This window comes from Enterobacter cloacae complex sp. ECL352 (genome assembly GCF_020149545.1).
GTDB lineage: Bacteria > Pseudomonadota > Gammaproteobacteria > Enterobacterales > Enterobacteriaceae > Enterobacter > Enterobacter asburiae_B.
Window position 1 is genome coordinate 477988 of the sequence record NZ_CP083709.1, and the last position, 22527, is coordinate 500514.

Annotated in this window: 20 protein-coding genes; 10 read left to right on the plus strand and 10 right to left on the minus strand. The window is 55.8% G+C overall.

The genetic code is table 11. The annotated features are described in order from the left end of the window. Position 1: 1 nt before the first annotated feature. Complete coding sequence (gene aspS, locus LBF07_RS02235) at positions 2-1774, minus strand: aspartate--tRNA ligase (protein WP_094935596.1); 1773 nt, start codon at positions 1772-1774, stop codon at positions 2-4. A 263-nt stretch (positions 1775-2037) separates the two neighbouring features. Between aspS and LBF07_RS02240 the strand changes: the two genes are divergently transcribed. Genes LBF07_RS02240 through cmoB form a run of 5 tightly spaced genes read left to right on the plus strand, consistent with a single transcriptional unit; the run spans position 2038 to position 5618 of the window. After that, the gene (locus LBF07_RS02240) at positions 2038-2604 is read left to right on the plus strand and encodes a hydrolase (RefSeq protein WP_048979930.1); all 567 of its coding nucleotides are present in this window, start codon (positions 2038-2040) and stop codon (positions 2602-2604) included. Then, a complete protein-coding gene (locus LBF07_RS02245; RefSeq protein ID WP_094935597.1) occupies positions 2601-3419 on the plus strand; it encodes a DUF72 domain-containing protein in 819 nt (272 codons plus the stop codon). The genes LBF07_RS02240 and LBF07_RS02245 overlap by 4 nt, the downstream gene beginning before the upstream one ends. Positions 3420-3470: 51 nt before the next feature. Next, positions 3471-3866, plus strand: a complete 396-nt coding sequence (locus LBF07_RS02250; protein ID WP_021240443.1) for an MAPEG family protein — start codon at positions 3471-3473, stop codon at positions 3864-3866. A gap of 40 nt (positions 3867-3906) precedes the next feature. Further along, the gene (cmoA, locus tag LBF07_RS02255; protein ID WP_094935598.1) at positions 3907-4650 is read left to right on the plus strand and encodes a carboxy-S-adenosyl-L-methionine synthase CmoA; all 744 of its coding nucleotides are present in this window, start codon (positions 3907-3909) and stop codon (positions 4648-4650) included. Then, on the plus strand, positions 4647-5618 hold the full coding sequence (gene cmoB / locus LBF07_RS02260) for a tRNA 5-methoxyuridine(34)/uridine 5-oxyacetic acid(34) synthase CmoB (RefSeq protein WP_094935599.1): 972 nt from the start codon (positions 4647-4649) through the stop codon (positions 5616-5618). Before cmoA ends, cmoB begins: the two co-directional genes overlap by 4 nt. A gap of 189 nt (positions 5619-5807) precedes the next feature. Here the strand turns inward: cmoB and cutC are convergent, their stop codons facing one another. Continuing rightward, positions 5808-6551 (minus strand): copper homeostasis protein CutC, encoded by a 744-nt coding sequence (gene cutC / locus LBF07_RS02265; protein ID WP_094935600.1) that lies wholly within the window; start codon positions 6549-6551, stop codon positions 5808-5810. A gap of 78 nt (positions 6552-6629) precedes the next feature. Next, positions 6630-7190 carry a VOC family protein gene (locus tag LBF07_RS02270; protein ID WP_033145857.1) on the minus strand — a complete coding sequence of 187 codons (561 nt, stop codon included), beginning with the start codon at positions 7188-7190 and terminating at the stop codon, positions 6630-6632. A 239-nt stretch (positions 7191-7429) separates the two neighbouring features. Here LBF07_RS02270 and argS point away from each other — a divergent pair, with 239 nt between their 5' ends. Continuing rightward, the gene (gene argS / locus LBF07_RS02275) at positions 7430-9163 is read left to right on the plus strand and encodes an arginine--tRNA ligase (RefSeq protein ID WP_033145858.1); all 1734 of its coding nucleotides are present in this window, start codon (positions 7430-7432) and stop codon (positions 9161-9163) included. 35 nt (positions 9164-9198) lie between these two features. Here the strand turns inward: argS and LBF07_RS02280 are convergent, their stop codons facing one another. From LBF07_RS02280 to flhB, 5 genes are all read right to left on the minus strand, one after another. After that, complete coding sequence (locus LBF07_RS02280) at positions 9199-10338, minus strand: glycoside hydrolase family 105 protein (RefSeq protein ID WP_094935605.1); 1140 nt, start codon at positions 10336-10338, stop codon at positions 9199-9201. 4 nt (positions 10339-10342) lie between these two features. Beyond that, positions 10343-11926: an MFS transporter gene (locus LBF07_RS02285; protein ID WP_039263661.1), complete on the minus strand. Its 1584-nt coding sequence runs from the start codon at positions 11924-11926 to the stop codon at positions 10343-10345. 260 nt (positions 11927-12186) lie between these two features. Next, positions 12187-12579 (minus strand): flagellar protein FlhE, encoded by a 393-nt coding sequence (locus LBF07_RS02290; RefSeq protein WP_033145861.1) that lies wholly within the window; start codon positions 12577-12579, stop codon positions 12187-12189. Further along, the gene (gene flhA / locus LBF07_RS02295; protein ID WP_094935601.1) at positions 12579-14657 is read right to left on the minus strand and encodes a flagellar biosynthesis protein FlhA; all 2079 of its coding nucleotides are present in this window, start codon (positions 14655-14657) and stop codon (positions 12579-12581) included. The genes LBF07_RS02290 and flhA overlap by 1 nt, the downstream gene beginning before the upstream one ends. Next, entirely contained in the window at positions 14650-15798 is a 1149-nt protein-coding gene (gene flhB, locus LBF07_RS02300) for a flagellar biosynthesis protein FlhB (RefSeq protein WP_094935602.1), read from the minus strand. Before flhB ends, flhA begins: the two co-directional genes overlap by 8 nt. A 503-nt stretch (positions 15799-16301) precedes the next feature. Between flhB and LBF07_RS02305 the strand changes: the two genes are divergently transcribed. The 4 genes from LBF07_RS02305 (at position 16302) to LBF07_RS02320 (ending at position 21417) form a co-directional block, all read left to right on the plus strand. Beyond that, positions 16302-16877, plus strand: a complete 576-nt coding sequence (locus LBF07_RS02305; RefSeq protein ID WP_094935603.1) for a fimbrial protein — start codon at positions 16302-16304, stop codon at positions 16875-16877. A 129-nt stretch (positions 16878-17006) separates the two neighbouring features. After that, entirely contained in the window at positions 17007-17699 is a 693-nt protein-coding gene (locus LBF07_RS02310; protein ID WP_094935643.1) for a molecular chaperone, read from the plus strand. A 30-nt stretch (positions 17700-17729) separates the two neighbouring features. Beyond that, positions 17730-20249 (plus strand): fimbria/pilus outer membrane usher protein, encoded by a 2520-nt coding sequence (locus LBF07_RS02315; protein WP_205742269.1) that lies wholly within the window; start codon positions 17730-17732, stop codon positions 20247-20249. 4 nt (positions 20250-20253) lie between these two features. Next, positions 20254-21417 (plus strand): fimbrial protein, encoded by a 1164-nt coding sequence (locus tag LBF07_RS02320; protein ID WP_094935641.1) that lies wholly within the window; start codon positions 20254-20256, stop codon positions 21415-21417. A gap of 48 nt (positions 21418-21465) precedes the next feature. Here the strand turns inward: LBF07_RS02320 and cheZ are convergent, their stop codons facing one another. Both cheZ and cheY read right to left on the minus strand, forming a co-directional pair. After that, the gene (gene cheZ / locus LBF07_RS02325; RefSeq protein WP_023312251.1) at positions 21466-22110 is read right to left on the minus strand and encodes a protein phosphatase CheZ; all 645 of its coding nucleotides are present in this window, start codon (positions 22108-22110) and stop codon (positions 21466-21468) included. 10 nt (positions 22111-22120) lie between these two features. After that, positions 22121-22510, minus strand: a complete 390-nt coding sequence (gene cheY / locus LBF07_RS02330; protein WP_008500431.1) for a chemotaxis response regulator CheY — start codon at positions 22508-22510, stop codon at positions 22121-22123. Between the last annotated feature and the right edge of the window lie 17 nt (positions 22511-22527).

The following is a 22527-nucleotide window of genomic DNA, read 5'->3' on the forward strand; positions in this document are numbered from 1 at the left end:
ATCAGTTTTTCTCTTCCTTCTTCACCACTTCAATGCCCAGCTCGGCCAGAGAGGCCGGGTTGGCAAAGCTTGGCGCTTCGGTCATCAGACACGCTGCGGCAGTGGTTTTCGGGAAGGCAATAACATCACGAATGTTATCGGTGCCGGTCAGCAGCATGGTCAGTCGGTCAAGACCGAAGGCCAGGCCCGCGTGCGGGGGCGTACCGTATTTCAGGGCGTCCAGCAGGAAGCCAAACTTCTCGCGCTGCTCCTGCTCGTTGATGCCCAGAATGCCGAACACGGTCTGCTGCATTTCACCGCTGTGAATACGCACGGAACCGCCGCCCACTTCGTAGCCGTTGATCACCATGTCATAAGCGTTCGCGACCGCATCTTCCGGTGCCGCTTTCAGCTCTGCCGCCGTCATGTCTTTTGGCGAGGTGAACGGGTGGTGCATTGCGGTCAGGCCGCCTTCACCGTCGTCTTCAAACATTGGGAAGTCGATAACCCACAGCGGCGCCCATTTGTTTTCGTCGGTCAGGCTCAGGTCTTTGCCAAGCTTCAGACGCAGCGCGCCCATCGCATCCGCCACGACTTTCTTGTTGTCTGCGCCGAAGAAGATCATGTCGCCGTCCTGCGCGCCGGTGCGCTCAAGGATCGCTTCCACGATGTCCGCGTTCAGGAATTTCGCTACCGGGCTGGTGATGCCTTCCAGACCTTTCGCACGCTCGGTCACTTTAATATAGGCCAGACCTTTCGCGCCGTAGATCTTGATGAAGTTGCCGTAGTCGTCGATCTGCTTGCGGCTCAGTGCCGCACCGCCCGGTACACGCAGCGCTGCTACGCGGCCTTTAGGATCGTTAGCCGGGCCAGCGAAGACGGCAAACTCAACGCCTTTCACCAGGTCTGCTACGTCCACCAGCTCCATCGGGTTACGCAGGTCTGGTTTGTCAGAGCCGTAACGACGCTCGGCTTCAGCGAAGGTCATGATAGGGAAATCGCCCAGCTCAACGCCTTTCACGTCGTTCCACAGGCTACGCACCAGGGCTTCCATAACTTCACGCACCTGCTCGGCGGTCATGAAGGAGGTTTCCACATCGATCTGGGTAAATTCTGGCTGGCGGTCAGCGCGCAGGTCTTCGTCACGGAAGCATTTCACGATCTGATAGTAGCGATCGAAGCCGGACATCATCAGCAGCTGTTTGAACAGCTGTGGAGACTGCGGCAGCGCGTAGAATTTGCCTTTATGAACGCGGGATGGGACCAGGTAATCGCGCGCGCCTTCCGGCGTGGCTTTGGTCAGCATTGGGGTTTCGATGTCGAGGAAACCGTGGTCATCCATAAAGCGACGCACCAGGCTGGTGATTTTCGCACGGGTTTTCAGGCGCTGAGCCATTTCCGGACGACGCAGATCCAGGTAGCGGTATTTCAGACGCGCTTCTTCAGTGTTGACGTGGTTGGAGTCCAGCGGCAGCGCTTCTGCACGGTTGATGATCACCAGATCGGACGCCAGCACTTCGATGGCGCCCGTTGCCATGTCGACGTTGACGTTTTTCTCGTCACGCGCGCGCACGGTGCCGGTAACCTGAATGCAGAACTCATTACGCAGCTCAGAGGCCAGCTTCAACGCATCTGCGCGATCCGGGTCGAAGAACACCTGGACGATACCTTCGCGGTCGCGCATATCGATGAAGATAAGGCTACCAAGATCACGACGACGATTGACCCAACCACACAGGGTGACCTGCTGTCCGACGTGGGACTGACGCAGCTGCCCGCAATATTCTGTACGCATGAGATATCCCTTAATTAGCCGCAGGCTAAATGTCGCCTGGTATGCAGGCTACTATGTCGCAGCTTTCTGTATGTCACAACTGGATGAAAAAAGGCGGCTATTATACTGGAAATTCCGCCGGACGATAAGAGCGAACCACGGCCAGGCGGTCGTTTGCTGCACTCTTATTGCGCATTCTCACAAAAATTAACAAAATTATCCGCCCAGGAACAGGCCATCACGTCGTATGGTGTCTGGAAGTGATTCATTTAACGGGAGTAACGATGTTAACACTTGATGCCAGTAAAACCGCACTTGTCGTGATTGATTTACAGGAAGGCATTCTGCCCTTCGCCGGTGGCCCGCATACCGCGGATGATGTGGTCAGCCGCGCAGCTCGCCTGGCGGAAACATGTCGTGCCAGCGGTGCGCCTGTTGTCATGGTGCGCGTCGGCTGGTCTGCGGATTACGCTGAAGCGTTAAAACAGCCCGTTGATGCAAAGGCTTCAGCACGCGCCCTGCCTGAAAACTGGTGGACGTACCCGGCCGCACTCGGCAAACGCGACAGCGACATCGAAGTGACCAAACGCCAGTGGGGCGCATTTTACGGTACCGATCTCGAGCTGCAGCTCCGCCGTCGCGGCATCGACACCATCATCCTGTGCGGCATTTCCACCAACATCGGCGTGGAGTCTACCGCCCGCAACGCGTGGGAGCTGGGCTTTAACCTGGTGATTGCCGAAGATGCCTGCAGCGCGGCCTCCGCTGAACAGCACCAGGGCAGCATGACCCATATCTTCCCGCGCATCGGCCGCGTGCGCAGCACGGATGAGATTGTCAGCGCGCTATGATGTACGTGGGCCTGCCCCAGTGGTCGCACCCGAAATGGGTGCGCCTTGGCATCACCAGCCTTGAGGAATATGCCCGGCACTTCAACTGCGTCGAGGGTAACACCACCCTGTATGCGCTCCCTAAAGCCGAGATTGTTACGCGCTGGCGGGAACAAACGACCGACGACTTCCGCTTCTGCTTTAAGTTTCCGGCCACCATTTCCCACCAGGCCGCGCTGCGCAACTGCGGGGATTTGACCGAAGAGTTTTTTACGCGCATGTCGCCGCTGGCGAACCGCATCGGTCAGTACTGGATCCAGCTGCCCGCCACGTTTGGCCCGCGCGATTTACCTGCGCTCTGGCAGTTCCTGGATGCCCTGCCCCGTGAATTCGCCTACGGCGTTGAAGTCAGGCATCCTGAATTTTTTGCGAAGGGCGAAGCAGAAAAAGCGCTCAATCGCGGCCTGCTTGAGCGTTCCGTTAACCGGGTGATCCTCGATAGCCGGCCGGTGCACAGCGCTGTCCCCCATAGCGAAGCCATCGTTGAAGCTCAGCGTAAAAAACCGAAAGTGCCGGTCCATGCCATCGTGACCGCGCATAACCCAATGGTCAGGTATATCGGCAGCGATAACATGCAGCAAAATCAGGCGATGTTCGCCGTCTGGCTGCAAACGTTAGCGAAGTGGGAACACACCACCACGCCGTATCTCTTTTTGCACACGCCGGATATCGCCCAGGCGCCCGAACTGGTCGATGCTCTGTGGCAGGCCTTGCAGGCTGCGGTGCCGTCCGTGGGCAGAGCCCCTTCCATCCCACAACAATCTTCTCTTTTCTGATATCACCCCCTATCATAGTGAAGTGCCATCTGCCAAAAACAGGGAGTTTGTATGGTCAGCGCGCTGTATGCGGTGTTAGGTGCATTACTGCTGATTAAGTTTTCATTTGATGTTGTGCGCCTCAGAACGCTGTACCGCGTCTCTTACGGTGACGGCGGGTTTTCCGAGCTACAAAGCGCTATCCGCATTCATGGCAACGCGGTCGAATACATCCCCGCAGCCTTAATCCTGCTGCTTTTTATGGAGATGAATGGCGCAGAAACCTGGATGGTGCACATCTGTGGCCTGCTTCTTATTGCTGGCCGCCTGATGCACTATTACGGTTTTCACCACCGCTTGATCCGCTGGCGTCGTTCCGGCATGAGTGCGACCTGGTGTTCGCTTTTGCTGATGGTGCTGGCTAACCTGTGGTATATGCCGTGGGAGTTGGTTTTCTCCCTCCATTAGCGCACAATACGCCACTTTATTTTTCCCGGATTTTTACGTTATGTCAGATCGCGACACGCTTTTTTCCGCGCCTATCGCCAGCCTGGGCGACTGGACCTTCGATGAACGGGTAGCCGAAGTCTTCCCGGATATGATCCAGCGCTCTGTTCCCGGTTATTCCAATATTATCTCTATGATCGGCATGCTGGCTGAGCGCTTCGTTCAACCCGGCACGCAGGTCTATGACCTGGGCTGCTCGCTCGGCGCGGCAACGCTGTCGGTTCGTCGTAACATTCACCACGAAGGCTGCCGAATCATTGCCGTCGATAACTCCCCGGCGATGGTTGAGCGCTGCCGTCGCCACATTGACGCGTATAAAGCCCCTGTTCCGGTAGACGTGGTGGAAGGCGATATCCGCGAGATCGAGATCCATAACGCGTCGATGGTGGTGCTGAATTTCACCCTGCAGTTCCTGGTTCCAGAAGACCGCCAGCTGCTGCTGGACAAAATTTATCAGGGGCTGAATCCCGGCGGCGCGCTGGTGCTCTCGGAGAAATTCAGCTTCGAAGATGCCGAGGTTGGCGAACTGCTGTTCAATATGCACCACGATTTCAAACGGGCGAACGGCTACAGCGAGCTGGAGATCAGCCAGAAGCGCAGCATGCTCGAAAACGTGATGCTGACGGATTCCGTAGAAACCCACAAAGCGCGCCTGCGCAAAGCCGGATTTGAGCACAGCGAACTGTGGTTCCAGTGCTTTAACTTCGGCTCTCTGGTGGCGTTGAAAGCGGGAGAATCCGCATGATCGAATTCAGCAACTTCTATCAGCTGATTGCCAAAAACCAGCTCTCCCACTGGCTGGAAACCTTGCCCGCGCAGATTGCCGCCTGGCAGCGCGATCAGCAGCACGGCCTGTTAAAGCAGTGGTCAAATGCGGTGGAGTTTCTGCCCGAACTGACCCCGCATCGTCTGGATCTTCTCCACAGCGTAACCGCCGAGAGCGAAGAGCAGCTTCCGGCCGGACAGATCAACCGCATCGAAACGCTGATGCGTAACCTGATGCCGTGGCGCAAAGGGCCGTTTTCACTTTACGGCGTGAACATCAATACCGAATGGCGCTCGGACTGGAAATGGGATCGCGTTCTGCCCCACCTTTCCGACCTGACCGGACGTACCATACTGGACGTGGGCTGCGGCAGTGGTTACCACATGTGGCGCATGATTGGCGCGGGGGCGCATCTGGCGGTCGGTATTGACCCGATGCAGCTGTTCCTGTGCCAGTTTGAAGCGGTGCGCAAGCTGCTGGGTAACGACCAGCGCGCGCACCTGCTGCCGTTGGGCATTGAACAGCTCCCTGCCCTGAAAGCCTTTGATACCGTCTTCTCCATGGGCGTGCTGTACCACCGTCGTTCCCCGCTTGAACACCTGTGGCAGCTGAAGGATCAGCTGGTCAGCGGCGGCGAGCTGGTGCTGGAAACGCTGGTGATTGAAGGCGATGAACATGCCGTTCTGGTGCCGGGCGATCGCTACGCGCAGATGCGCAACGTTTACTTCATCCCTTCCGCGCTGGCGCTGAAGAACTGGCTGGAGAAGTGCGGGTTTGTGGATGTGCGAATTGCCGACGTCAGCTTGACCTCAATTGAGGAACAGCGCCGCACCGACTGGATGATCACCGAATCGCTGGAGCAGTTCCTCGACCCGGCCGACCACAGCAAAACCATCGAAGGCTATCCAGCCCCGATGCGTGCGGTGTTGATTGCGACCAAGCCGTAGTTTTCCCCTCACCCCGGCCCTCTCCCCATAGGGGCGAGGGAGAAAAACCGCACCGAGCCGTCCCCTCTCCCCTATGGGGAGAGGGTTAGGGTGAGGGGATAAAAAAAGGCCCCTGTTGAAATTGCAGGGGCCTGGTACAAGCAAGCATCATATTGGGCGACATGATGCGCGGTAAAAATCGGTACGTTGCTACACGTGATGGCGCTCAATCAGCGACTTCATTTCCGCAACCGACTCTCCCTCTACGCCATAGCGTGAATACTCATCCGCTTCAGCATCCGTCGACATTGACAATCCTGTATTGCGATAACGCATGGGCGAAGGTATCCATTTACCCGCGGAGCTGTGCAGCTCTTCTACCCCTGCGTTTAAAAACCGTTCCAGATTGCTGGCGCGGACTCCCGCACCCGCCATTATTATTGGAACACCGGAATGTGCTTTTAGTTCCGTAATTAATTGCAGTCCTTTTTCAGCTGACGCCTGCTGACCCGATGTCAGGATGCGCGCCACGCCAAGTTCTCCAAGCGTTTCAAAGGCCTGAAGCGGATCTTTACACATATCAAATGCGCGATGAAAAGTGACGGCCAGCCCCTGCGCGGCGCTCATAATCTGACGCATGCGCGGTATATCGATGTTGCCGTCTTCATTCAGCAGGCCGGTCACCAGCCCCGGAAACCCCAGGTCCCGAACGAGTGCGATATCATCAAGCATGGCACTGAACTCGCCCGCCGTGTAACAAAAATCACCGCCGCGCGGACGAATAATCGGGTGAACGGGAATGGTGACGGCCTGACGGGCAGACCTCAACACGCCATAAGACGGCGTCAGCCCGCCCTCTTTGGGTGCCGCACACAGTTCAATGCGGTCAGCCCCGTGCTTTTGCGCGGTCACGGCACACTCCACGCTGTAACAACAAATCTCCAGCAGCGCCATTTAATCCTCCTGAAATTCCACTAAACGAAACATCATGACACACCGTCCGTTTTCAGTCCCGGCGTGAATTCACATCTCTTACGCTTCGCTGGCAACGATCTGCTCAATGGTCCACGGATGAAACTTCACCGTGACCTGTCCGTCAGTGACGGCCAGCGTCGGGTTAGGTAACCGCTCGCGCTCGCCTTTGGGTGAACTCGTCTTCACAAAAATCCCCGGCTTGCTTAAGCCTTCGTCGGAAAGGAGGGCCAGCGCGCGCGCGTTCAACGTTTCCGGCTCACCCGGCAGGACTATTTCGATATGCTCCCAGCCTTCGTGCGGATAGCGTTTCTCGCCCGGCCACGGCAGCTCAACCACGCTGAATTGCCAGTGCGCCACGTTCACCGGTTCATGCAGTTTGAACAGGCAAATGGGGCGACCATTGATGATGTTCTCGGAGAGCAACTCGCCGCACCGTTCGAACCCGCGACGCCAGCGCTCGGCCGTGGCATTCTGATGACAGCGCAAAGAGATGTGATCGGCCTCAAGCGGCGCGATATCCAGACCAAGACGGGTGGCAAGTTCTGTGAACGCCTGGGTGAAGCGCGGTAAATCTGCGGAAATATCATGCAGTTCGTCAATGGATTGCCAGTTCGCCATAAGTCACTCTCTTTTCATGTCGCAAAGCCGCTAATTTACTCTGTTGCCCTGTTTTGACCAACCGCAGAATCCGGCTTTTTGCGACTGCATGATTATGCACACCTTCACCGCCTGGATTCTGAGCAATCTTCAGGCCCCGCAATGCTGACGCCAGAGGGCATTTGCAGTATACTCCCGCCCTAAATTCTTTAACTGGCGCGGGCGGTTGTAAGCCCGCATCAAAAACGTAAGGTATCCAGGTGAATATTCAGGCTCTTCTCTCCGAAAAAGTCAGTCAGGCACTGATTGCCGCAGGCGCACCTGCGGATTGCGAACCGCAGGTTCGTCAGTCAGCAAAAGTACAGTTTGGCGACTATCAGGCTAATGGCGTGATGGCAGTGGCTAAAAAACTGGGCATGCCGCCGCGACAGCTCGCTGAGCAGGTACTGACGCATCTGGATCTTTCCGGCATTGCCAGCAAAACCGAAATCGCCGGTCCGGGCTTTATCAACATCTTCCTTGAGCCTGCATTCCTGGCAAGCCACGTTGACGCGGCGCTGAAATCTGACCGTCTGGGCGTTTCCCAGCCGGAGGCGCAGACCGTCGTGATCGACTACTCTGCGCCGAACGTGGCGAAAGAGATGCACGTTGGCCACCTGCGCTCCACTATCATCGGTGATGCCGCGGTGCGCACGCTCGAGTTCCTCGGTCACAAGGTGATCCGCGCGAACCACGTGGGCGACTGGGGTACCCAGTTCGGCATGCTGATTGCTTACCTGGAAAAACAGCAGCAGGAAAATGCGGGTGAAATGGCGCTGGCGGACCTGGAAGGGTTCTACCGCGAAGCCAAAAAACACTACGACGAAGACGAAGCCTTTGCCGAGCGCGCGCGCAGCTATGTGGTAAAACTGCAGGGCGGCGACCAATACTTCCTCGAGATGTGGCGCAAGCTGGTCGACATCACCATGTCTCAGAACCAGCTGACCTATAACCGTCTGAACGTCACCCTGACCCGTGACGACGTGATGGGTGAAAGCCTCTATAACCCAATGCTGCCCGGCATTGTGGCTGACCTGAAAGCCAAAAACCTGGCGGTAGAGAGCGAAGGCGCAACGGTGGTGTTCCTTGATGAGTATAAAAACAAGGAAGGCGAACCGATGGGCGTGATCATCCAGAAAAAGGATGGCGGCTACCTCTACACCACCACTGACATCGCCTGTGCGAAATACCGTTACGAGACGCTGCATGCTGACCGCGTGCTGTACTACATCGACTCCCGTCAGCACCAGCACCTGATGCAGGCGTGGACCATCGTGCGTAAAGCCGGTTACGTGCCGGATTGCGTGCCGCTGGAACACCACATGTTCGGCATGATGCTGGGTAAAGACGGCAAGCCGTTCAAAACCCGTGCGGGCGGTACCGTGAAGCTGTCCGACCTGCTGGACGAAGCGCTGGAACGCGCCCGCCGTCTGGTGGCCGAAAAGAACCCGGACATGTCTGCCGATGAGCTGGAAAAACTGGCCAACGCCGTGGGTATCGGTGCGGTGAAATACGCGGATCTCTCCAAGAACCGTACCACCGACTATATCTTCGACTGGGATAACATGCTGGCGTTTGAAGGCAACACGGCGCCTTACATGCAGTATGCCTACACCCGCGTGCTCTCGGTGTTCCGTAAGGCGAACATTGATGAAAACGTACTGGCGAATGCGACAGTGACCATCACGGAAGATCGTGAAGCACAGCTGGCGGCGCGCCTGCTGCAGTTTGAAGAGACGCTGACGGTTGTCGCGCGTGACGGCACGCCTCACGTGATGTGTGCTTACCTGTACGATCTGGCGGGTCTTTTCTCCGGCTTCTACGAACACTGCCCTATTCTGTCTGCGGAAAACGAATCGGTCCGCAACAGCCGCCTGAAGCTGGCGCAGCTCACGGCGAAGACCCTGAAGCTGGGTCTGGATACCCTGGGTATCGAAACCGTAGAACGCATGTAATACAAAAAACCCGGCAAGCGCCGGGTTTTTTCTTATCAGAAATACTTCCGCAAATATTCCGTTAAACAGAGAATCGCCATCGCCTGTCCGTACGGCATTGACGTCAGCGGGATCTGGCGATAAAACTCAAGATCGCTGCCCATGCCCGTGCCGAACGACGTTTGCAACAGCTCGCCTTCCGGCGAAATATTTTTGACGATACCGCGAATCGCTTTTTCTGCCACTCCGGCATACTCCGCGCCAACGTAGCGCTTGCGCACGGCTTTCAGAATGCCGTAGGCAAACCCTGCCGTCGCGGACGCCTCAAGATAAGAATGTGGATCGTCGAGCAGCGTATGCCATAGCCCGCTGTCGTCCTGATATTTCGCCAGCGCGGCAATCTGCGCATTCAATACCTGCACCAGGTAGCGGCGCACGGCGCTGTTTTCCGGCAGATCCACAAGCTCAAGGAAGTCCGGGATCGCGATGGTGAGCCAGCTGTTGCCGCGCGCCCAGCGGGCACGGGCGAAGTTATGGTTGCCGTCGTAGCTCCAGCCGTGGAACCACAGCCCGGTCTCCCGGTCCATCAGGTTCTGCACGTGCAGCAGGAACTGATACACCGTCTCTTCAACGTATTCCGGTTTGTTGAGCAGCTTGCCGATTTTCGCCAGCGGCAGCACCGTCATCATCAGCGTGTCATCCCACATCTGTTGATGGTTTTCTTCCGCCAGAGTGATGTGCTGCATCCCGCCGTGTTCCGTACGCGGCATCTCGGCCATCGCCCATTCCGCCCAGCTTTCCAGCCACGGCCGCCAGGCCTGATTTTTGGTCTCTTCGTAGCGATAAGCCAGCGTCAGGAACGGCGACATGGTATTCACGTTTTTGGTGGTCGCGCCTTCCGCAAAGCGGTCGGCAAACCAGCTGTCGATGATGTCTCGCATACCTTCATCGCCGGTCTGGCAGTAATATTGCCAGATACCGTACAGGCCAACGCCGTGCGTCCACTCCCATCCGGCCCAGCCTTTAGTGTCGATCACGCGCCCGTCGTCCAGCCGCAGCAAAAATTCACCCGTTTTGTCGTGGATATTGACCAGGCTATGCGTCACCTTTTGAATCAGCGATTTCAGTTCGTCCCGGGCGATAAAGCGCTCGGGCTGACGTAATAACGGGCTATGTTTGACAGGCCAAACTTTCATCATCTTAACCTCTGTTGTATGTCGAATTCAGTACCGCGCGATCCTTCAGCGAGGGTGCCGCTGGCTTATTGCGATTCAGATAACCGATGTTGTTATTGCCCCACAGTGACTCATAAGGCATACCGGCCAGCATCTCGACGGTGGCGCGGGCGTGTGGCGTCGCTGACTCAGGCATCGCATGACCACACTCACGCATTTTCGCGGTCTCCTCGCGCAGCGTGCTGTGGGTCTGCAAATTGAGCCTGAAGCGCAGGGAAACGAGGAAGCCGCAGAACAGCACCAGGATCGTGCCCACGCTCAGGATCGTCAAAATGGTGTGGCTCACTTCCGCAGGCTGTACTTTCTGACCGCTGACAAAGCCGGACATCTGCATCACGATACCCACCAGCATCACCGCACCGGCCTGTGACGCCTTACGGGTCAGGGTCATGATGCCCGCGAAGATCCCTTCGCGGCGCTGGCCGGTGATCGCTTCATCCACGTCAGCAATGTAGGTATAGGTGTTCCACGGCACGTAGTTGATACCGCCGCGACCGAGACCGGCAACCGCTGAGATCAGCAACAGCAGAGCGTAGACGTCACTCAGGCCCGCGTAATAGAGCATGGCGTAAGAGAGAGACGCCAGACCAAACAGCACCACGACCATGCGGTAGGACGGTGCAGGCCCGAAACGGATGCACAGCGGGATCATGGCGATAACCGCAAAGAACTGGAAAATAGCCATCGTGCCCAGCAGATTGGACGCCATTGACGCTTCCTGCATCAGCACAAACACCACGTAGTAGGTGAATACCGCATTAAACACGTCCTGCGCGATATAGCCGCCAAGGTACATGCCCAGATGCTGACGGAAAATCTTGATGCGCAGCGTGGAGCTTAACTCAACGATCAGGCGGTTGAGGCTCTGCCCCAGCGTCAGCTTCTTCTTCTCTTCTTCAGCACGCAGCGCCGCTTCTGACCACTCTTCGCGCGGGCGTTCCCAGGTAAAGAACCAGACGAAGGTTAGCATCAGGGCGCAGAGCAAGGAGAAGACCAGGCTTGCGTAGAAGAAGGAGATCGCGTTTTCTTTCCCGAAGTGGGTTAACAGGATCCCCGGCAGGAAGGAGGCCAGAATGGCGGACATCTGCGCCATTGAGATACGCGCCCCGGAGAACTTGGTTTTCTGTTTAAAGTCATCGGTCATTTCCGGTACCAGCGTTTCGTACGGCACCAGAATCATGGTGTAGACAATATCAAACACCAGATAGGTCAGCAGGTAGTACCAGAAGCTCATGTCCCCAACCCACATCAGCGAGTAGCTGAACACGCACGGAATCCCCAGCAGGATAAAAAACTTACGACGGCCGAAGCGCTTACCGAGCCAGGTTGTCCCAAAGTTATCGGTTAAAAAGCCCATTAACGGGCTAACGACGGCATCCAGCACCCTTGCAGCGGCAAAGATAAACGTTGCTTCGATCGGTGAGAGCCCGCAGAAGGTGGTATAAAAATATAAAAGCCAGGCCGCCGTCAGGGCGGTGGTACCCGCCCCGAGGAAATCGCCTGACCCGTAAGCGAGATAATTTGCGAGCCCAATTTTACGTGTTCTCATTGCCGTCACCCCTAATCAGTTTTGGGAGACTCCCTGCAAGCAAGCATCTTCCGGGAGCTTTTAGACGGCTACAGTAAATGCATCGACCGGTTGATACCTTTCTGTTTCTGCCATCCCTAAGAGGGTCAATGGCAATAATGCAAAGAGTACCGTCACGCGCGTCACTGATTTATAAAACAGCGTTTCTATTTGATCAAAAGGTGAGGTCAGTTTTGAGAGCCAGCCATCAAAATTGCTGATGGCTGGTGAAAGGCAGGGTGTTAGCGGTAGTTCACGATGACAGAATTACTCTGTACTTTCAGCGCCGGGATTAAACGTCCCCCGCCCGGCACTTCCCAGATGAAACGCAAAGGTTCAATGGCCGGTACGCCGTTGAACGCCTGTGTCGTGCCATTTTCGCCATCGATTTCCGTGCAGCGCGTCTGAGAACAGAGGCGCACCCGCAGCCCTGCGGGCGTTGGGCCAATCAGCCGGTAATTCCAGACCACAAGGCCCATCTGACCGGAAACGCCTTCAGAAGGCGACAGCGGGTTAGATGACATAGCAACGCCCCGGTTGCTGAGGGTCACTCCCATGCTGCTTGCCTGCCAGGTGCCTTCCCCGGCAGCGTGCGCCGCCAGCGGGAAGAACAAAATCCAGAGCCATTTACGCATTATTTTCCTCCGATCGTCGCGGTCATGCGGATGTGACGGTTATCCGACAGCTCCATATTCGACAGCACGACCAGCTGGTTCAGGCTACGACGCAGGAAGCGCGACAGCAGCGGACGCAGCGCATGGTTCACCAGCAGCACCGGCGGCGCGCCCAGCATCTCCTGGCGCGCCAGCGCCTCCTGCGTTTGCGCCAGCAGACGGTCCGCCAGGCCCGGCTCCAGGCCGCCCCCGCCCTGCAGGGCCTGCAGCAGCAGGCGTTCAAGCGGCGTATCGAGGCCAATGACCTGCACCTCTCCGGTTCCCGGGAACCACTGCTGGGTGATCGCACGACCCAGCGCCACGCGTACCACCGCCGTCAGCTCGTGCGGATCGCTTTGTATCGGCGCATGCTCGGCAAGGGTTTCGAGAATGGTGCGCATATCGCGGATCGGCACTTTCTCTTCGAGCAGGTTTTGCAGCACCTTGTGCAGCGTGGTTAAAGTCACCACGCCCGGGACCAGATCTTCCGTCAGCTTCGGCATCTCCTGCGTGACGCGGTCAAGCAGCTGCTGCGCTTCCTGACGGCCAAACAGCTCTGCCGAAAATTGCCCGATCAGATGATTAAGATGGGTCGCCACCACGGTACTGGCTTCAACAACCGTATAGCCCTGGATTTGCGCCTGCTCTTTCAGGGCACTTTCAATCCAGATAGCGGCCAGGCCAAAGGCCGGATCGATGGTTTGCTCGCCCGGCAGCGTGCCTGCGGCGGTGCCCGGGTTAATCGCCAGCCAGCGGCCCGGATAGGCATCACCGCTGCCAATTTCGACCCCTTTCATCAGAATGCGGTAGCGCGCGGGCGGCAGGTCCATATTGTCGCGGATGTGTACAACCGGCGGCAGGAAGCCCATATCCTGCGCGAATTTTTTACGGATACTGCGGATACGGCCAAGCAGCTCGCCATCCTGCTGGAAATCGACCATCGGAATCAGGCGATAGCCCACTTCCATTCCCAGGGTATCTTCCAGCTGAACGTCGTTCCAGGTCGCTTCGACGGCCTGGGTATTCTCCGGCATTTTTACCTGAACAGGTTCCGCTGCCGGTTTGATTTCACGGCCACGCATCCACCAGGCAAGCCCCAGCAGACCCGCCGTAAACAGCAGGAAGACGAGGTTTGGCATCCCCGGCACCAGGCCGAGCAAACCCAGAACGGCAGCGGCCAGCAGCATAACGCGCGGGTTGCTGAAGAGCTGGCCCACCATCTGCTCGCCAACGTCCTGATCGGTACTCACGCGGGTCACAATCACGCCCGCCGCCGTGGAGATAACCAGCGCCGGGATCTGCGCAACCAGACCGTCACCAATGGTCAGCAGCGTATAGCTTTCCGCCGCGTGCCCCATGTCCATCCCGTGCTGCAATACCCCCACCAGCAGGCCGCCGACCACGTTAATCACCATGATCAGAATGCCCGCGATGGCGTCACCGCGCACAAACTTGCTCGCACCGTCCATGGAGCCGTAGAAGTCCGCCTCCTGCGTCACTTCCGAACGGCGTTTTTTGGCTTCATCTTCGGCGATAAGGCCGGCGTTCAGGTCGGCGTCGATCGCCATCTGCTTGCCCGGCATCCCGTCCAGCACAAAACGCGCGCCCACTTCCGCGATACGCCCTGCACCTTTGGTAATAACCATAAAGTTGATGATAACGAGGATAACGAACACCACGATACCGATAGCGAAATTGCCGCCCACCAGGAAGTGGCCGAATGCCTCCACCACTTTACCTGCCGCTGCAGCACCGGTGTGACCTTCCATCAGAATGATACGCGTGGACGCCACGTTCAACGCCAGTCGGAGCAAGGTGGTAAACAGCAGAATGGTCGGGAACGCGGCAAACTCCAGGGTACGCTGGGTGAACATCGCCACCAGCAGCACCATAATGGACAGCGCAATATTGAAAGTGAAAAGCAGATCGAGGATGAATGCCGGGAGCGGCAGTACCATCATCGACAGAATTAGCAGGATCAGAATCGGCCCGGCAAGGATTTGCCATTGGGTCGATTTCAGGTTGCCGGGCAGGCGCAACATTGCCACCAGATTAGCCATCAGTGTCCTTCTCGTTCATAAAATCCAGCGCGGCAGGCACCGGAAGGTTTTCAGGTTTCACAGGCCGCTGACCGCCAGCCAGACGCCAGCGCTTCAACTGCCACACCCAGGCCAGCACTTCCGCCACGGCGGTGTAGAGTTGTCCCGGGATCTGTTGTCCGATATCCGCATGGCGGTACAGCGCACGCGCCAGCGGAGGGGCTTCCAGGATCGGCACGCGGTTTTCAGTACCAATTTCCCGGATACGCAGTGCGATCAGCCCCGCCCCTTTCGCAACGACTTTCGGCGCGCTCATTTTGTTTTCGTCATAGCGCAGCGCAACGGAATAGTGTGTCGGGTTGGTGACGATGACGTCGGCCTTCGGCACATCGTCCATCATCCGGCGACGGGCGGCGGCACGCTGCATCTGGCGGATGCGCCCTTTCACGTGCGGGTCACCTTCCATCTGCTTATATTCGTCACGGATATCCTGACGCGACATGCGCAGCTTTTTGAAGTGGGTATAAAGCTGGAAGATCACGTCAAAACCCACCATCGGGATAATGCTGAGCACCACCAGCAGCGCGCAGAGCCCGACCAGATTCAGCGCGTTGCTCATCGCGGTGAGCGGCGATTCGCTGATAAGACGCATCATTTCCGGCCAGTGGTACCAGAGGTAAAACCCCGCGGAACTGCCCATCAGCACCGATTTGAGAACGGCTTTGAGCAGCTCAGCCCCGGTCTGCGCAGAGAACATTTTCGCGATACCCGGCAGCGGGTTCAGTTTGGAAAATTTCGGTTGCAGCGATTTGGCACTAAAAACCAGGCCGCCGAGCATCACCGGAGAGACCAGCGCGACCAGCACGACCCCGGTTATCAGGGGCAGCAGCGCGACCATGGCCCCTTTAATAAGCTGAATAATCTGGCTGAGGATCAGATTCGGATCGTTGACCATGCTGTGGTCAAAACGTAACCCGGTGGACAACATTCCCGCCAGCTTGCGGGCGAGCGACTCCCCGCCCCACCAGATAATGCACACCCCTACGATAAGGATCAGCAGGGAGGTCAATTCTCGGGATCGGGGGATCTGCCCTTCCTCACGCGCTTTTTCTAGTCGGTGGGGTGTGGGGGCTTCCGTTTTGTCGTCGTTCTCTTCTGCCACAGTGCATGCTCAGCCCATTACGTCACGGGTATCATGCCAGCACCGCCTTTCATCAATGGGCAGAAAAAACCCTATAACCGGGTCTTTTTATCCAGTTTAAGCCCCCCTCTGCAATTCGGGTGAGTGAAAAGAGGGCAAGGAATGTTCGAACGAACATTCTCCAGCTTTTGTGATGTGTTTCATATTACAAAATGAATTAAGCGCAGTTTTAAAGAACATTTGCTCTAAAATATCCCGAAAAAAAATTAACATAACCGTCGATTTTAACTACCTAGTATTGCAGGAATGATATAACTATGTAAATTCAATAATTCAGAGCCATTAAAATTATATAAATCATTACCCCACAAAATCCAAAAATGGATAAATCTGTATAACATTAATCCTGAGACTCCCTTACCCGCAGAAAATTAAATGTTATAATTTCACGCGACATAATTTACTTTCCACCAGAAAGCAAAATGCATGCCAGATAATTATTTTTACTTAAAGGAACATTTAAGATGGATTTAAAAAAGAATATTATTGCGGGCTTAGCCCTTGCAACACTGTCGATGAATGGTTTCGCCGCAGAAATGAATGCTGGCACTATTCACTTCACGGGTGAAATTATCGAATCAAGCTGCACCATTCAGGGTGACGACGGCACGGACAGTACTATACCACTGGGTACCTATCCTACATCATTGTTTAATACCGTTGGGAAGGAGACCGCACTTACGGAGTTCTCCATTACGCTGGCGAACTGCCCGTTAACAAGCGCTGGGCTTCCGGCTGTTCAGCTGACCTTTAACGGCCCAACGACCCTGACCAAGACCAAGACGCTGCTGGACGTCAGTAAAATTACCACCACGGGCGAAACCGCGGCCACCGGTATCGGCATTGCCGTCAGCCCGGCGGGTAAAGATGATAAGCTCATCACGATGGATGGCGCTGAAGGGCAGATCTATATCGAACTGGCGACAAAATCCGAAGATACGATTAAAGCTGATTTTAATGCCCGCTATAAATCATTTGCAGATGCGGTTACCGCCGGTCCGGCAGATGCTGATATGACGGTAAATATTCTTTACCGTTAATAATCGTATTACTGATATTCATAATATATATATTTAGGCGTCATGACATTTAAGGAGTCATGATCTGATAATAGTCCGGACTCGGACTATTATCATTTCCCTTCAACCTCCTTTATTAAAGGTTTCACTATGCGCATTTTACTCCAGGTCTTATTATGCATCCCTGTTATTGCAAGCACCTTTTGTCACGCAGCAGGTATTCAGATCGGTCGCACACGCATAATCTACGATGCCGCGAAAAAGGAAGTTGCCCTGCCCTTACAAAATAATGATAAAGAGCTTCCATGGTTAATACAGTCATGGACGGATACAGGTGATGGCAAAACGCACGGACCGTTTATCGTGACACCGCCTCTCTTTCGGCTCGATCCGCAAAAAGAGCAAAGCCTGCGTATTACCTGGAACGGGACAACCTTAGCAGGCGATATAGAATCTCTGTTCTATATGAACGTACGAACCGTTCCTGCCACGGCTACGGATGAGGGAGACAAAAACGTCCTGCGGTTAATCTATAAAACGCGTCTGAAACTGTTCTGGCGCCCAGTCGGACTGAGCGGTACGCCCTATGAATCCTGCAAAAACCTGCGCTTCGCGCGTCATGGTCAGCAGCTCACTGTCATCAACGAGGGGGCATTCTACAGCGTCTTTGATTCACTTGCGCTGGGAGCGCGCAAAGTGGAGAAAGCCGACATGGTTGCCCCTAAATCCCGCGCTGACATTCCTCTTCCTGACAATGCTCAGGGAACGAGCGTCACCTGGCGCTGCATAACCGATTACGGCAATGCTTCCGAAAAATACACCGCCACCCTGGCGCAGGATTAAAAAACCGCGATGATGACAGGACGTAATGATATGTCATACGAGCGGCTCTTTAGACCGAATCCGCTACTTCGCTGCCTTGGCGGTGTCTTGCTCATCGCGAGCTTCTCGACGCTGGCCCGTGAGTATCGTTTCTCACCCTCATCGCTTGAAGGAGACATGCTGGCCCAGCAGGATATCGACCTTTCACTCTTTTCAAAGTCGAATGCTCAGCTACCCGGCACCTATTCTTCACGAGTGCAGGTGAACGAACACCGCCTGAGCACCACCAGTATCGCTTACGTCAGCTCCCCGGAAGGGTCACTGATACCGCAGCTCACACCGGATATGCTGCGGGCATGGGGGGTTGCTATCGACCAGTATCCCGACTTGCTTGCATTACCCGCCAATAAGGCTTTGCCTAAAGATATCAGCAACTATATCCCCCAGTCCTCCGCGCGGCTTGATTTTTCAACCATGACATTAGCGTTGAGTATTCCTCAGGCCGCGTTAAGAAGTGCCGGTCGCGATTACATCGATCCCTCGCGCTGGGACGACGGTGTTCCCGTGTTGTTCAGTGACTACGCTTTATCAGGATCAAAAAATAAGGAGAGCGGCGACAACAGCGCCACCAGTCAGTATCTGAATTTGCGCACCGGCGCCAACATGGGTGGCTGGCGAGTGCGCAACTATTCAACGTGGAGCAATTCAGAGAATGAAAACCTGTGGGAAAACATCAATACCTTCCTCCAGCATGACGTTGACGCCCTCAAGGCACAGTTCACGGCCGGAGAAAGCAACACGCGGGGCGAGGTATTTGATAGCTTACAGTACCGGGGCGTTAACCTTGCGTCGGATGAAGAGATGCTTCCCTACAGCCAACGCGGCTATGCCCCTGTCATACGCGGCATCGCCAGTTCAAATGCGGAAGTCTCGGTGCGCCAGAATGGCTACCTCATCTATCAGCAAAATGTCGCGCCGGGCGCGTTCGAAATCGACGATCTCTACTCCACGACCAAAAGCGGCGATCTGGACGTTACGGTGAAAGAAGCTGACGGCACCGAGCATCGCTTTACGCAGCCCTACTCCAGTATCGCGGTTATGCTGCGGCCTGGGCGTATAAAGTACGAAATGACAGCAGGCCGTTATCGTGCTGAAAGCGGGAGCGACCAAAAGGAACCCGACTTTTTCCAGGGCAGCATGATTTACGGTTTAAATAACCTTCTCACCTGGTTTGGAGGGCTGACGCTCTCGAAAGACTATAACGCAGCCAATACCGGTGCCGGTCTGGCGCTCGGGCCGCTGGGCTCGCTGTCCGCTGACGTTACCATGGCCGACACCCGGCTAGACGATAACAGCCAGCATACCGGCCAGTCATGGCGTTTGCTTTATACCGGTAAGCTGGATTCGACCGATACCAACTTCAGCCTCGGCAGCTACCGATACTCCAGCCGCGGGTATTACAGCTTTGCCGACGCCAACCAAAAGCATGACGGCCACGAAGACGATCTGCAGTTTCGTTACAATAAACGCAACCGCATTCAGGCCAGCGTTAGCCAAACCGTTGCTGGGGTAAGTCTGTATCTTAACGGCTATCAGCAGGATTACTGGGGCACCTCTAAAAAAGAGCGCAACCTGTCTCTGGGATTCAATACCGTTGTTTCCGGCACGAGCTATCACATTGCCTATACGTACAGCAAAACCAACGGCGACGAGTCTGACAGGATGGTTTCTTTGGGATTTAGCATTCCTCTCGCCAGATGGCTGCCACGCGCCTGGAGTAGCTATAACATCAGCAACACTAAAAATGGCTATACGCGGCAAAACGTGGGCCTCAGCGGCACGCTTCTGGAGGATGAGCGTCTGAGCTACTCGTTGCAGCAGAGCCACTCCAACCACAACGGGGAAGATATCAGCAGCGTCTATGGCAGCTACCGCTCGCAGTACGCCAATCTGACCGCCGGATATTACGCTTCCACCGATCACTCTCAGCAGCTTAACTACGGCATTAGCGGCGGTATTGTTGCCCATCCTCAGGGCATCACGCTGGCTCAACCTTTAGGAAGCCAGTTTGCTATCGTCAACGCCAACGATGCTTCCGGCGTCCGTTTCCTGAACCAGCGGGGTATTCAGACCGACTGGCAGGGTAACGCAGTCATTCCATCGCTCACGCCGTACCAGGAGAATAATATTCGTATTGATACCTCGAGCCTGCCGGAAAATGTGGACAGCAGCGATACCGCCATCACCGTCATTCCCTCGCGCAACGCGGCGGTGCTGGCCAGATTTGACGCCCACACAGGCTACCGGATGCTGATCACCCTGAAGCGTCCAAACGGTCTCCCCGTTCCGTTCGGCGCCATCGCGACCAGTAGCGACCCGGTGATGAGCGGCATTGTCGATGAAACCGGCACCGTCTATCTGGCAGGCATTGGAGAGACCGCGCAGCTCACCGTGAAATGGGGCAACGGCATGGGCCAACAGTGCCGCGCCAGCATTACGCAACAGTCAGCCAACCAAACCGAAAGCCCTAACGGTATTCGCTCGGTTAGCGAGCTTTGTCAGCAGGAATAAGCACATGACAACTATATTCAAGAAACGGGCCGTCTGGGCTTCATTGGCCACGGCATTGAGCCTGGCCGCAACCAGCCCGTGCAGGGCCGCGACTTTACTTCATAACTGCTTCAGTGCGCCGCAAGCCTACACCACGTCGTTCGATCATGAGTTTTCGTCCAGCGAAAATATTGCCAATCATGACTATGATGTGCCAAATCATCTGGTCGGCAATGGCCCGGTGATAGTGGCCAACTGCAGCTGTCCCGGAAATATGTTTTCTTCGAGCATGGTCTATGAAAAAACGTTTGCCGGAAGCCCGCTGAATCCTGGAACAAACGGATACGGCTTTTTGACAGAAAAGATCGATGCCGATATCACCGCCTATGCGGATGCAATCAACTCTCCGGACGGCACTTCTTTGACCCCGTTACCTGTCAATGAATACCCGACGTCCAGAGGTAATATGCGTAGCACTACCGAGAATGCACTCGCCAAAACGGAGGGAAATGCCAACGTTTGCAATAGCAGCACCCAGCCGAGCAACGCCGCTGTCATAAAGCGTAATTTCCGCTGGAACGTCGTTGCGATCCTGCTTCACGTTAAAAAACCCATCCTGGGTCAAGAGGTGATCCCTTCGACGATCGTCGCGCAAAACTATGCCTGCCTCTATTTCGGCACGGGGACAAGCTGCGATCCCGGGCAGGCAGAACAGGTCTCTGATATCTGGTTTAGCGGCACGTTATCTGCGCCGCTAAGCTGCACCATCAACGCAGGCAGCACCATTGAGGTTGAGTTCGGCAGCATCGTCAGCAAGCAATTCGTCATTAAGGGGCAACCGCCGAAACGTTATGCTATCAAAAACGTTGATATTGCCTACCACTGTGATGATAACGCAGTGGGAAACACGGACCGGATAAAGCTCACGCTGACCGCAGATCAGGGGGTCGCGGACAGCAGTACGCCGTACATTGCAAAACTTCTGGACAGAGACGACCTCGGGGTGCGTGTATATGATGAACACAGTCAGAACGTCGCGCTGGACGGGACCTATGAGTTTCCGGTGACGATGGACGCGCAGGGAAACGGTGTGGTCAAAATTCAGGCTGTACCGGTCAGCACGACCAATGCCTCTCCGGCCCCGGGCCGCTTTGAAGGTAACGTGACGGTGAAGATGGATCTTCGCTAACCGAACTACCCTCAGGTTGACGCCGCAGCCTGAGGGTAATCAGAACTATCAGAAGCCGAGGCTGTCCAGCAGATCGTCTACCTGATCCTGGCTTGCCACAACGCCCGCCTTGCTGGCGTCGAGCTGTGGACCATTGAGCAGGCTTTCGTTCTCGCGTTTTGGACGGGCTGCCGGTTCAGGGATGTTCTCCAGCAGAACCATCAGCAGCTGACGCTCAATCTCCTGGATAACATCCATCATGCGCTTGATCACCTGACCGGTCAGGTCCTGGAAATCCTGCGCCATCATGATGTCCAGCAGCTGGGCGTTGGTGAAGCTGGTGTGCCCCGGCACATCCCCCAGGTACTGACGGGTATCCGTCACCAGCTCGCGGGCATCCGCCAGCTCGATAGGGTTCTCAAACCACTCGTCCCAGCGTTTGCTCAGCGCTTTCGCCCCCTTTTCCATCGCATCCTGGTGCGGCTGTGACGCTTCAACGCTGTTCAGCGCACGTTCCGCGGCCTGAGCGGTCATCTGCACAACATAGTCCAGACGATCGCGGGCATCAGGAATGGCTTCCGCCGCTTCGGCAATCGCCTGATCCAGACCCAGCTCACGCAGGCTGTCACGCAGCATCCGCGTCAGGCTGCCGATGCGGACGATAATATCGCTCGGCGAGTGTTCTTCAACGGGTTTCATAGCAGGTTGCAACATTTCCATCACCTCACATGCCGAGTTTCTCGAAGATCTTACCGAGCTTCTCTTCCAGGGTTGCCGCGGTGAATGGCTTCACCACATAGCCGCTTGCGCCCGCCTGTGCAGCGGCAATGATGTTCTCTTTTTTCGCTTCTGCAGTAACCATCAGAACCGGCATAGACGCCATTCCGGCATCGGCACGAATGGTTTTCAGCAGTTCCAGACCGTCCATGTTTGGCATGTTCCAGTCGGAGATAACAAAACCAAACCCGCCAGCCTGCAGTTTGTTCAGCGCATCAACGCCGTCTTCTGCTTCTTCAACGTTGTTGAAGCCCAGCTCTTTCAGCAGGTTGCGCACGATGCGACGCATGGTGGAAAAGTCATCCACAACCAAAAACTTAAGCTCTTTATCCGCCATAAAATAATACTCCTGAG

Excerpts from the sequence above, each read along its gene's own strand:
- aspS (WP_094935596.1), bottom strand. The coding sequence starts at position 1,774 with ATGCGTACAGAATATTGCGGGCAGCTGCGTCAGTCCCACGTCGGACAG.
- LBF07_RS02240 (WP_048979930.1), top strand. The coding sequence starts at position 2,038 with ATGTTAACACTTGATGCCAGTAAAACCGCACTTGTCGTGATTGATTTA.
- LBF07_RS02245 (WP_094935597.1), top strand. The coding sequence starts at position 2,601 with ATGATGTACGTGGGCCTGCCCCAGTGGTCGCACCCGAAATGGGTGCGC.
- LBF07_RS02250 (WP_021240443.1), top strand. The coding sequence starts at position 3,471 with ATGGTCAGCGCGCTGTATGCGGTGTTAGGTGCATTACTGCTGATTAAG.
- cmoA (WP_094935598.1), top strand. The coding sequence starts at position 3,907 with ATGTCAGATCGCGACACGCTTTTTTCCGCGCCTATCGCCAGCCTGGGC.
- cmoB (WP_094935599.1), top strand. The coding sequence starts at position 4,647 with ATGATCGAATTCAGCAACTTCTATCAGCTGATTGCCAAAAACCAGCTC.
- cutC (WP_094935600.1), bottom strand. The coding sequence starts at position 6,551 with ATGGCGCTGCTGGAGATTTGTTGTTACAGCGTGGAGTGTGCCGTGACC.
- LBF07_RS02270 (WP_033145857.1), bottom strand. The coding sequence starts at position 7,190 with ATGGCGAACTGGCAATCCATTGACGAACTGCATGATATTTCCGCAGAT.
- LBF07_RS02280 (WP_094935605.1), bottom strand. The coding sequence starts at position 10,338 with ATGAAAGTTTGGCCTGTCAAACATAGCCCGTTATTACGTCAGCCCGAG.
- LBF07_RS02285 (WP_039263661.1), bottom strand. The coding sequence starts at position 11,926 with ATGAGAACACGTAAAATTGGGCTCGCAAATTATCTCGCTTACGGGTCA.
- LBF07_RS02290 (WP_033145861.1), bottom strand. The coding sequence starts at position 12,579 with ATGCGTAAATGGCTCTGGATTTTGTTCTTCCCGCTGGCGGCGCACGCT.
- flhA (WP_094935601.1), bottom strand. The coding sequence starts at position 14,657 with ATGGCTAATCTGGTGGCAATGTTGCGCCTGCCCGGCAACCTGAAATCG.
- LBF07_RS02305 (WP_094935603.1), top strand. The coding sequence starts at position 16,302 with ATGGATTTAAAAAAGAATATTATTGCGGGCTTAGCCCTTGCAACACTG.
- LBF07_RS02310 (WP_094935643.1), top strand. The coding sequence starts at position 17,007 with ATGCGCATTTTACTCCAGGTCTTATTATGCATCCCTGTTATTGCAAGC.
- LBF07_RS02315 (WP_205742269.1), top strand. The coding sequence starts at position 17,730 with ATGTCATACGAGCGGCTCTTTAGACCGAATCCGCTACTTCGCTGCCTT.
- LBF07_RS02320 (WP_094935641.1), top strand. The coding sequence starts at position 20,254 with ATGACAACTATATTCAAGAAACGGGCCGTCTGGGCTTCATTGGCCACG.
- cheZ (WP_023312251.1), bottom strand. The coding sequence starts at position 22,110 with ATGTTGCAACCTGCTATGAAACCCGTTGAAGAACACTCGCCGAGCGAT.
- cheY (WP_008500431.1), bottom strand. The coding sequence starts at position 22,510 with ATGGCGGATAAAGAGCTTAAGTTTTTGGTTGTGGATGACTTTTCCACC.